Here is an 8638-nt window from a genome sequence, read left to right as displayed (position 1 = left end):
CCCGAGGATGACGGCGTGTAGAGGCGGGCAACTGCCCGTATGGGGCGAAGTTCGGGCGTGTGGGGGCGGGGAGCAGGAGCTTAACTTTTCTTCATCTGCATCTGCTGGCCCGCCCGGCCGCCTCTGAACGACGACGTCGCATCGGGGGAGGGAAGTCATGCCGGACGCCATAATCGCCATGTGGGGCTGGGTCGGCGCCGTCGCGCTGGCGGCTGGGGCGGCGGCTGTGCTGTCGCGCGGCAAGGTGCGCTGGGGCTGGCTGGCGGCGGGCCTGTTGCTGATGGCGGTCTATGACGCCGTGCTGACGCGCGGCTATGGCCATATCCCGCTGGATTTCGGACCCTCGCGCTGGAACTGGGAGGGCAAGACGCTGGCCGTGCTGCTGTCGCTGGCGGTCGCCAGCCTGCCCGTCGTCGGATGGCGGCGCAGCGGCCTGACGCTGCATCAGGACCGGCAGGGACTGAAGGGCGCGCTGATCCTGTCGGGTCTGCTGATCCTGCTGTTCCTTGGGCTGGCGATCGCGATGCCGGGCGAGGGGTTCGACGCCGACAACCTGGCCTTCCAGCTGACCATGCCGGGGCTGGACGAGGAGATCTTCTATCGCGGGGTGTTGCTGCTGATGCTGAACGAAGCGTTCGGGCGGCCGGTCCGCGTGCTGGGCGCGCCGATGGGCTGGGGCGCGGTTCTGACCGCGTTGGCGTTCGGCCTGACCCACGCCCTGGGCTATCAGGACGGCACCTTCACCTTCGACTGGGCGCCGATGGCGACGACGGGGCTGGCGGGCCTGTTGCTGGCGTGGCTGCGCGAAAAGACCGGCAGTGTGCTGCTGCCGGTCCTGCTGCATAACTACGGCAACGCCGTCTTCATGCTGGTCTGAGGGTCAGGCCTCGGCCGTTTCCAGTTCGGCCGGGTCGATCTCATAGGCGGTCGAGCAGTATTCGCAGGTCACGCGGATCTTGCCGTCGTCTTCGACCATTTCGGCGCGCTCTTCCGCCGGGAAGGACTGCAGCACGCCGGCGATACGGTCCTTCGAGCAGCGGCAGACGGCGGCCAGGGCCTTGGCGCCTTCCAGTCGCACGCCGTCCTCGTGGAACAGGCGGTACAGCAGGGTCTCGGCGCTGATCGTCGGGTCGATCAGTTCGTCGTCGCCCAGGGTGGCGAACAGGGCGCGGGTGCGTTCCCACACTTCCTCGGTCGAGCCGCGCGACTCGTCGCCGGCGATGACCTGGATCATCGCCCCGCCCGCGCGCCATGCGCGGCCCGCGCCCGTCTCGACCTCGCCGACGGCCAGGCGCACCTTGGTCGGCACCTGTTCGGACTGGGTGAAATAGTATTCGGCGCACAGCGACAGGCTCTCGCCCTCGATGGGGGTCACGCCCTGGGTCCGTTCGAAGTCGGCGCCGCGGTCCACCGTCATGATGAAGACGCCGCCGCCCAGCAGGGTCTTGGCGCCGGGACGCGCGAAGCCTTCGGAGACCTTGGCCACTTCTTCCGGGTCGAAGCGGCAGAAGCCGCGCAGGTGGCCGTCCGTGCCGTAATCGGCGACGACGTAGCGCACCGGGCCGTCGCCCTGAGCCTGGACGATCAGGCGGCCGTCGAACTTCAGCGCCGAACCGACGATGGCCGCCAGGACGCAGGCCTCGCCCAGCAGGGCGGCGACCGGCTCGGGATAGGCGTGGGCCGACAGGATCTTGTCGACGGCCTCGCCCAATCGGACCAGGCGGCCGCGCACCGGCCAGCCTTCGATCTGGAAGGCGGCGGCGAAGTCGTCCGTCGGGGCGGCGATGGGGGCGTCGGGCGCGTGATCGGTCACGGCGTGAAATCCTGAAAACTGTCGGAAGCGGCGCAACATAGGGAGCCGAAGCCCGCTTGGTAAGGGGAGGGCGTGTCGGCCGCGCCACGGCCCTGTGCGGTTCAACGTGCGGTTCAACAAGCTTGACCGGACGCAGGGAACCCTTTGTGCTGAGGCTCGCTCCCTTAGGAACCGAAACCGCTTCCTTCCCCAAGAGGTCTGACATGATGGATCGTGAGTTCAACGTCGTGGACGAGGTCCGCAAGCACCCTGGAATCACTGCGGGCGTCTTGGCCGTTCTGGCGGGCGTGGGCCTGGCGACCATCCTGCTGAACCAGCGCTCCGGCCCGACCCGTTATGAGCGGATCAAGACGCGCATCGATCCGCGCGGCTGGTTCGACGCCGAGGCTCTGCGCCACCGCTTCGACGACATCGCGCGCGGCGTGCGTGAAGGCGCGGATGATCTGACCCACCGTGCGGCCGATCTGGGCGACTACGCCCAGGAGCGCGCCGGTCGCTTCGGCGCCGAGACGCGCGACCGGGCTGACGAATGGTATCGCCGCACCCGGAAGAAATCGCGCCGTCCGATGCGCCGCTACACCAAGCAGGCGCGCCGTTATGCCGAGGACGCCGGCGACTTCGCCCGTGATCACGCCAAGGAGGGCGGCGCCCTTCTGGCTGTGGCCACCATCGCCGCAATGATTGGCGCGGCGGCTCTGGAAAGCCGTCGCCGGGGTGGAAACGGCGGCCGCTGAGCCGGTTTTCAGCCGTAAATAGAAAAATCATGCGGAAAGGGGTGCTGCGGCGCCCCTTTTCATTGCTGCGAATGCGAAGAGGGTCTAGAGCCCGCGCATGATCTCGCCTGTCTTCATCTTCGACTTCGATTCCACCCTGGTTCGCATCGAGACGCTGGAGGCGCTGGCCGATCTGGCGCTGAAAGACGCGCCCGACGCCGCCGAGCGCAAGGCGCGGATCGCGGCCCTGACCGACGACGCCATGAACGGGCGGATCGGCTTCGGCGAGGCGCTGAAGCAGCGGTTGGACCTGCTGGCGCTGCGTCGTGAACACGTCGAGGCCCTGACCGATCGCATCCTGGACGAGGCGACGGTCTCCATCCGCCGCAACGTCGACTTCTTCCAGCGCAACGCCGAGCGCATCTACATCCTGTCGGGCGGCTTCCGCGAAGTGATCGCCCCCCTGGCCGAGCGGCTGGGCGTGGCGGCGGATCATGTGCTGGCCAATGACCTGATCTATGACGACGAGGGCCGCGTCTCGGGCGTGGATACGGCCAACCCCCTGTCGCGCGAGAACGGCAAGCCCGAGGTGATCCGCGCGCTGAACCTGGCCAAGACGCTTGGGGGCCCCGTGGTCATGGTCGGCGACGGCTGGACCGACGCAGAGGTCAAGATTCAGGGCGCGGCCGACCGCTTCTACGCCTTCACCGAGATCGTCAGCCGTTCCAAGGTGATCGAGGCGGCCGACGCCGTCGCCGCCTCCCTGGACGAGGTGCTCTACGCCGAGGGCGTGGCCGGGCGCTGGTCCTATCCGCGCAACCGCATCCGTATGTTGCTGCTGGAGAACGTCCACCCGGCCGCCATCGAACGGCTGGAAGAGGCGGGCTATTCCGTCGAGACGATGAAGGGCGCGCTGGACGAGGACGACCTGATCGAGGCGATCAAGGGCGTGCACGTCCTGGGCATCCGCTCCAAGACCAATGTCAGCCGCAAGGTGCTGGACGCAGCGGATCGGCTGATGGCCGTGGCGGCCTTCTGCATCGGCACCAATCAGGTTGATCTGGACGCGGCGGCGGACAAGGGCGTGGCCGTATTCAACGCCCCCTATTCCAACACCCGCTCGGTGGTCGAACTGGCCATCGGCATGATGATCGTCCTGATGCGCGACGTGGCCGACAAGTCGCGTGAGATGCACAAGGGCGTGTGGAACAAGTCGGCCACGGGATCGCGCGAAGTGCGCGGCAAGACGCTGGGCATCGTCGGCTACGGCGCCATCGGCAGCCAGCTGTCGGTGCTGGCCGAGAACCTGGGCATGAGGGTGCTGTTCTACGACCTGTCCGAGCGGCTGGCGCTGGGCAATGCGCGGCGGATGCGTTCGCTGGACGCCCTGTTGGCCGAAGCGGACGTGGTGACGCTGCATGTCGACGGCCGCAAGGACAACACCGCCATTATCGGCGCGGACCAGTTCGCGAAGATGAAGCCGGGCGCCCTGTTCCTGAACCTGTCGCGCGGTCATGTGGTCGATGTCGACGCCATGGCCGAGGCGCTGAAGTCCGGCCGTCTGGGCGGGGCGGCGGTCGACGTCTTCCCCGAGGAGCCGCGCACCAACGCCGATCCGTTCGACAGCCCGCTGGTCGGTCTGGACAAGACCATCCTGACCCCGCACATCGGCGGCTCGACCGAAGAGGCGCAGGAAGCCATCGCCGAGTTCGCGGCCGAACGGCTGCTGGGCTATCTGAACCGAGGCGACACCACCTTCTGCGTCAACCTGCCGAACGTGCAACTGGCCGAGGTGACGCGCGCGCACCGACTGCTGCACATCCACCGCAACCAGCCGGGCGTGCTGGCCGAGCTGAACCGCGCCCTGTCGGATGCGGGCCTGAACATCCTGGGCCAGCACCTGAAGACGGACGAACGGACCGGCTACGTCATCACCGACGTGGACCGTGACTATGACCGTGAGGCGCTGACGGCGCTGAAGCAGCTTCCGGGCACGATCCGCTTCCGCCGGTTGCACTGATCGTCGATCACCTTACCCGACGTCATCTTGCGTCCTGAGAAAAGCGGCGCAGAGTGCGATCTAACGACCGCATACGGACGGTCGATGGGAGGGAAATCGATGTCTCGTCTTCTTCGCGGAGCGGCGCTGGCTGCTCTGAGCCTGGCCGCCGTGTCCGTCGCCGGGGCCGCGTCGGCCCAGAGCTACAACCGCCTGGTGGTGTTCGGCGACAGCCTGTCGGACAACGGCAATCTGTATCTGGCGACGGGCGGAACTACGCCGACCTCGCCGCCTTATGGCGCGGGGCGATTCTCCAACGGGCCGGTGTTCACAGAACGGCTGGGCTTCAACGCCGCCAACTTCATGGGGCCGGTGACGGGCAGCATCAACTACGCCTTCGGCGGGGCGCGCACCGACAGCCAGACGGCGCCGCTGGGGATGCGGCTGCAACTGGGCCAGTATCTGCAGCGCGGGGGCAAGTTCGGCGCGGGCGATCTGGTCAGCGTGCTGGGCGGGGCGAACAACATCTTCCAGGGCCTCCCGGCGGCGGGGGCTTCGTCCAATCCGACCGGCTCCATCGCTCCTGTGGCGCAGAGCGCGGCGGCGGATATCAACTTCATCGTCAACGGCGTCGCTGAAGCTGGAGCGGGAACGGTGCTGGTCACCAATCTGCCCAAGTTGAGCCTGACGCCGCAGTTCCGCGGCACCCCCGCCGCGCCGCTGGCTGACTACGCCGTCACGACGTTCAACGGCGCCCTGCTGACCGGACTGACCACGACGGCGGCGGCGCGGCCGGGAACGAACATCATCCTGATGGACCTGTTCAAGGTCGGGGACGTGATCGCCAACAACCCCAGCGCCTTCGGCGTGTCGAACGTGACCCAGGCCTGCTTCAACGGCGTGACGCTGTGCTCCAACCCGGACGACTACTTCTATTTCGACGGGGTGCACCCGACGGCCAAGGGCCATGCGGTGATCGCGCGCCTGGCCAACGACTACCTCTACTACGGCGATCTGGGCAGCCAGACGGCGGTGTTGGGCGAGACGGCCTGGCGTCACCGCGAGGACGCGCTGGACAACTCGACTGCCGCCTTGTCGGGGCGCGAGGTTTGGACGGGAGGAACCTCGATCTCGGTCGAGGGGCTGGCCGACAAGACCGAGACCGACGCGCGCGGCGCCATCGGCAAGGCGACCTCCGACGGCTACGGCGTGCGCATCGCCCTGGAGTCGGGGACGGAGAGCCTGCGCTTCGGCCTGGCCGGCTCCTATCGCAACGCGGACGTGGATGCGGGCGCCCTGCGCGCTGACGTCGACAGCTTCGGGCTGGACGTCTACGGCGGCTGGCGCTCGGGCGACCTGTTCGTCAATGCGGCGGCGGGCGTGGCCCAGGACGACTTCAACGACGTCAACCGCCTGACCAGCCTGGCGCCGATCGTCCACAGCGGCTCGACGCGCGGCGTCTCGACCGGCGCGCGCCTGCAGGGCGGGATGTGGTTCGACCTGGGCGGCTTCGCCCTGTCGCCGCGCGCGGCGGTGGCCTGGATCAACGCCGACGTGGACGGCTTCAGCGAGCAGGGACCGGCGGCGCAGTACGCCTATTCCGACCGTTCGGTGCAGGCGACGACGGCCGAGATCGCCTTGCGCGCCGAGGGCGGAACCGAGCGGATCCGCTTCTACGCCGAGGGCGGTTATCGCGACAGCCTGAGCGACGACAGCGACGCGGTGCGTACAGGCATCCTGGGCAATCCGGCTCAAATCCTGGCCCGCGATGTGGACCTGCCGTTCGGCGGCCAGGTGCTGGCGGCCGCCGGGATCGAGGGCACGGTCATGGAGCGGCTGAAGGTGTCGGTCGGCTACAAGGGCCGCTTCGGCGACCACGCCGACAGCCATATGGCGGCGGTGAAGCTGAGCCTGCCGCTGTAGGTCTGGAAAACGAAGGTTTCCGAGGTGCGACCCCGTGTCGCCCTCGGAGCGCCCCATTCATGTCCCGGTGAAATTGCAAAAGACGGTCAATTCCGGCCGTCGGCGACGTTGAGTTTCGCCATCCGCGCGCGTGTTACGCGCCTTCCTGACGGCTCCTCCGCGCTGACCAAGCGCTCAGAATGAGTCGTTAGAGTATGCGTCTAGTTCCTCCGGCCGTGCGGCCGCATGTGATCCGTTTCGGCCAGACGGGCGCCCTGGCCGGTCTGGCGGTCCTGGCCATGGCGGCTGCGCCCGTCGGCATGATTTCCGGCGCGCCCGAGAAGGTCGTCGACATCTCGGCCCCCATCGCCCCGCCGGTGAAGGCGGTGGCCGAACCCGCCGGCCCCGTCACGCGCAAGATCGTCTTCGAGGCGCCGCTGAAGGGCTATCGCATCAACTCGCCCTTTGGCCTGCGCAAGCTGGCGATCGAGGCCAAGGCGCGGGCGCACAAGGGCGTGGACATCGCCGCTCCGACCGGCACCGGCGTCTTCGCCACGACCGAGGGCAAGATGTTGCGCGCGGGCTATCAGGCGGGCGGCTACGGCAACTTCATCGAGATGCAGCACCCCAACGGCATGACCAGCCTGTACGGCCACCTCAGCCGCATCGACGTCCACTCGGGCAAGGTGGTGGCGGCGGGCGAGCGCATCGGCCTGGTCGGCTCGACCGGTTATTCGACCGGCCCGCATCTGCATTTTGAGGTGCGCCGCAACGGCGGCCAGATCGACCCCGCCAAGATCGTCGGCCAGAGCTTCGATATCCGGGTGAAGGCGCCGGTCTGAATCCTGCGCCCGGGGCGCGGCATCATGACCAAACCGTAATGTAAAATACCCTTTCCATTATCTGCGCGCTGTCGTTAGATTCGATCCTTGGGCTTTTTGCAGGGGGACCGAATGGTCGCGGCGCTGACGCTGGATGGAATCAGTAAGAGATACGGAGGCTTCCAGGCGGTCTCCGACCTGAGCTTCCAGGTCGAGAAGGGCTCGATCTGCGGCTTCCTGGGGCCGAACGGGGCGGGCAAGACCTCGACCCTGCGGATGATCCTGGGCCTGCAACCGGCGACCAGCGGCCGCATCGACATTCTGGGCGCCGACGACGGGCGCAAGGTGCGCGACCGGATCGGTTTCCTGCCCGAGGAGCGCGGCCTCTATAAGAAGATGACGCCGGTGGACGCCATCGCCTTCTTCGGCGGGCTGAAGGGCCTGCCCCTGCCCGAAGGCCGTCGTCGCGGCCGCGAGATGCTGGAGCAGATGGGTCTGGGCGAGGCCAGCCAGAAGAAGATGAAGGAGCTGTCCAAGGGGATGGCCCAGAAGGTCCAGTTGATCGCCTCGGTGGTGCATCAGCCGGAGTTCGTGATTCTGGACGAGCCGTTCTCAGGGCTGGACCCGATGAACCAGCAGGGGCTGGAGGCCATGATCCGCGCCCTGGCTGACAATGGGGCGACGGTGCTGTTCTCGACCCACGTCATGCAGCACGCCGAGCGCCTGTGCGACAAGGTGGTGCTGTTGGCCCGCGGGCGTAAGGCGTTCGAGGGCACGGTGGACGAGGCGCGGGCGACCTCGCCGCGCTTCCTTGAGCTGGAAGGCGCGCTGGACCGGAACGCGGTGGCGGCCCTGCCGGGCGTCAGCGGCATCGAGATTCTGGCAGAGGACGACGCCGTCAGCACCCTGCGCGTCGGCCTGACGCCGGGAGCGGAGGCGCAAAGCGCCCTGCGAGCCGCCTTCCTGGGCGGGCTGGACGTGCGGCGGTTCCAGATGAAGGAGCCGACCCTGCATGACGCCTTCATCGCCCTGACCGGGGATCACCCGGACGAGGACCAGACCGTCGGCAAGACTGACAAGATGGAGGCTGCCCGATGAGCCGGATGCTTCTGATCGCGCGCCGCGAGTTCCTGGCCTACGCCAAGACGGTCGGCTTCTGGCTGTCGCTGCTGGCCTTCCCGCTGTTCGCGGTGCTGGGCGGAGGTCTTCCCGCGCTGATGAAACACGCCGAGCCGGTGCGAGAGGCGGTCATCATCGATGAAACACCGGCCGGGTCCGGTCTGGCCGCCGCCGTGCGTCAGGCGCTGGAGTTGGAACGCGGGCGCGCCGACATCGCCGCCCTGCGTGTCGCTGCCGTGCCCGAGGCGGGAACGGCGGGCGGCGACCGCGT

General features: G+C 68.0%; 7 protein-coding genes and 2 pseudogenes. 8 read left to right on the top strand and 1 reads right to left on the bottom strand.

Annotation, left to right across the window (positions count from 1 at the left end):
* The first annotated feature begins 157 nt into the window (after positions 1 to 157).
* The gene (locus RT567_RS04400; RefSeq protein WP_313574597.1) at positions 158 to 877 is read left to right on the top strand and encodes a CPBP family intramembrane glutamic endopeptidase, BDIM_20840 family; all 720 of its coding nucleotides are present in this window, start codon (positions 158 to 160) and stop codon (positions 875 to 877) included.
* A gap of 3 nt (positions 878 to 880) precedes the next feature.
* Here the strand turns inward: RT567_RS04400 and RT567_RS04395 are convergent, their stop codons facing one another.
* The gene (locus tag RT567_RS04395; RefSeq protein WP_313574595.1) at positions 881 to 1813 is read right to left on the bottom strand and encodes an Hsp33 family molecular chaperone; all 933 of its coding nucleotides are present in this window, start codon (positions 1811 to 1813) and stop codon (positions 881 to 883) included.
* 203 nt (positions 1814 to 2016) lie between these two features.
* Between RT567_RS04395 and RT567_RS04390 the strand changes: the two genes are divergently transcribed.
* The 7 genes and pseudogenes from RT567_RS04390 to RT567_RS04365 all read left to right on the top strand — a co-directional run.
* Positions 2017 to 2547, top strand: a complete 531-nt coding sequence (locus RT567_RS04390; RefSeq protein WP_313574593.1) for a hypothetical protein — start codon at positions 2017 to 2019, stop codon at positions 2545 to 2547.
* Positions 2548 to 2644: 97 nt separating this feature from the next.
* Positions 2645 to 3181 (top strand): annotated as a pseudogene (locus tag RT567_RS17235) (HAD-IB family phosphatase); the annotation flags it as partial.
* Positions 3182 to 3316: 135 nt separating this feature from the next.
* Entirely contained in the window at positions 3317 to 4546 is a 1230-nt protein-coding gene (serA, locus tag RT567_RS17230) for a phosphoglycerate dehydrogenase (protein WP_409516142.1), read from the top strand.
* Positions 4547 to 4645: 99 nt separating this feature from the next.
* Positions 4646 to 6448, top strand: a complete 1803-nt coding sequence (locus RT567_RS04380) for an autotransporter domain-containing protein (RefSeq protein ID WP_313574589.1) — start codon at positions 4646 to 4648, stop codon at positions 6446 to 6448.
* Positions 6449 to 6642: 194 nt separating this feature from the next.
* The gene (locus RT567_RS04375; protein ID WP_313574587.1) at positions 6643 to 7269 is read left to right on the top strand and encodes a M23 family metallopeptidase; all 627 of its coding nucleotides are present in this window, start codon (positions 6643 to 6645) and stop codon (positions 7267 to 7269) included.
* A 111-nt stretch (positions 7270 to 7380) separates the two neighbouring features.
* Positions 7381 to 8346 carry an ATP-binding cassette domain-containing protein gene (locus tag RT567_RS04370; RefSeq protein ID WP_313574585.1) on the top strand — a complete coding sequence of 322 codons (966 nt, stop codon included), beginning with the start codon at positions 7381 to 7383 and terminating at the stop codon, positions 8344 to 8346.
* Positions 8343 to 8638, top strand: a pseudogene (locus RT567_RS04365) (ABC transporter permease); the annotation flags it as partial. The gene RT567_RS04370 and the pseudogene RT567_RS04365, both read left to right, overlap by 4 nt.

Source organism: Brevundimonas sp., from assembly GCF_032107865.1.
GTDB lineage: Bacteria > Pseudomonadota > Alphaproteobacteria > Caulobacterales > Caulobacteraceae > Brevundimonas.
This window is presented reverse-complemented; position numbering and strand designations above follow the sequence as displayed.